The following is a 1,557-nucleotide window of genomic DNA, read 5'->3' as shown; positions in this document are numbered from 1 at the left end:
ACCGATTGCGCAGCATGAGACGCCGCAGGGAGGCCTACATCGGTCCCTGGCTGCCCGAACCGCTGCTCAGACGAACCCCCCGTGACGAACAGGAGCGCGACATGACCTCGACGATTCTCACGCCGGTCGGCCGGTCGCCCGTGGACGGCCCGGAACTGGCCGCGCGGCTGATCCCCGAGGAGGAGATGCGGCCGTGGTCGGTGGACGCCGTCCCGGCGCTGCCCTCCTTCGCGAGCAAGTTGCGCGAATGCGAGCGGCTCTGCGGCGTCCCCTACGCCGAGACTCCGCACGATGTCCAGGACGCTCTGGTCCTGCGCCGCCTCGGCCAGATGATCAATACGGCGCTGCTCAACCCGCTGTGGCGGGAGCGGCTGACGGCCTCCGGCATCACCGGTCCGCCCGCCACCTACGAAGAATGGGAACGGGTGCCGCTGTCCGACAAGACCGTCCAACGCGACATGTTCACGGGCGCCCGCGCCGGAATGGTGGTGCCGCTCGCGCACGGCGGGTTCGAGGTGGTCGCCAGCGGCGGCACCAGCGACGGGCTGCCACTGGAGATCGTCTACTCGCTGCGGGAGCTGCACGACACCTACCGCATCGCCGGCGCCTTCATGGGCACCTACCAGCTCCGCGACCACCTGGCCGGGGGCGACCCCAAATGGCTGTTCACGAACCTCGCCGACTACCAGATGTGGAGCAGCGGGACCATGGTCGGCGGCGTCCTGCAGCAGGTCCCGGGCGTCAACTACATCGGCGCCGGTCCCGTCACGGGTCCCGTGCTGGAGCACATGTTCTCCTACCCCGGGCCCAAGGCCATGATGGGCATCTCGGCGGGCATCGCGATCCTCAGCGACCTCGGCGCCGGACTGAGCCCCCAGGCGCGGGAGAGCTTCCGCGTCGCGCTGTACGGCAGCGGCGTGCTGCCGCACCGCAAGCGCGCCGAGCTGCGCGCGGTCTTCCCGAACGTCGCGATCCTCAGCTACTTCGCCGCCACCCAGGCCGAGACCGTCGGTCTCCAGCTGAGCGACGACTCGCCCTGGCTGGCCGCGGTGCCCGGCCTGCACCTCGTGGAGGTCGTCGACGACCAGGGCCGCGCGGTCGCCGAGGGCGAGGAGGGCGAGCTCGTCGTCACCCGGCTGCACGCGCACGAGGCGCCGCTGCTGCGGCTCAAGCTCGGCGACCGGATGATCCGCCGCCCCGCCCTCGACGGGCCCGGCCTGAAGACCGGCCGGTTCGAGTTCGCCGGCCGCACCGCCGACGTGCTGCACATCAACGACAGCCAGTACTCGGCGGCGATCGCCTACGCCGCGCTCCGCGACCGGCTGCGCGAGACGACCGGCATGGACCTGGACGCCGCCGCGCACGAGATCCAGTTCGTGAACAACCGCGAGCACAAGACCATCACGCTGCTCGCCGCGGTCGACGACGCCGACGGCCACAGCTGCGCGCTGTCGGCCGCGCTCGGCCCGGCCGGCGTCCACCAGGTCTTCGTCGGTGCGCTTCTGGCTGAAGGTGTAGAACTCCTTCCACCCGTCCCACGCGAAGAGCATCACCGGC

Annotated in this window: 1 protein-coding gene; it reads left to right on the top strand. The window is 71.2% G+C overall.

Translation table 11 applies throughout. The features are described 5' to 3' along the window. Window positions 1-101: 101 nt before the first annotated feature. A partial coding sequence (locus AB0C69_RS42170) for a hypothetical protein (RefSeq protein ID WP_360362539.1) occupies window positions 102-1,557 on the top strand: 1,456 nt, incomplete at its 3' end.

This window comes from Actinomadura sp. NPDC048032 (genome assembly GCF_040653175.1).
GTDB classification, from domain to species: domain Bacteria; phylum Actinomycetota; class Actinomycetes; order Streptosporangiales; family Streptosporangiaceae; genus Spirillospora; species Spirillospora verrucosospora.
This window is presented reverse-complemented; position numbering and strand designations above follow the sequence as displayed.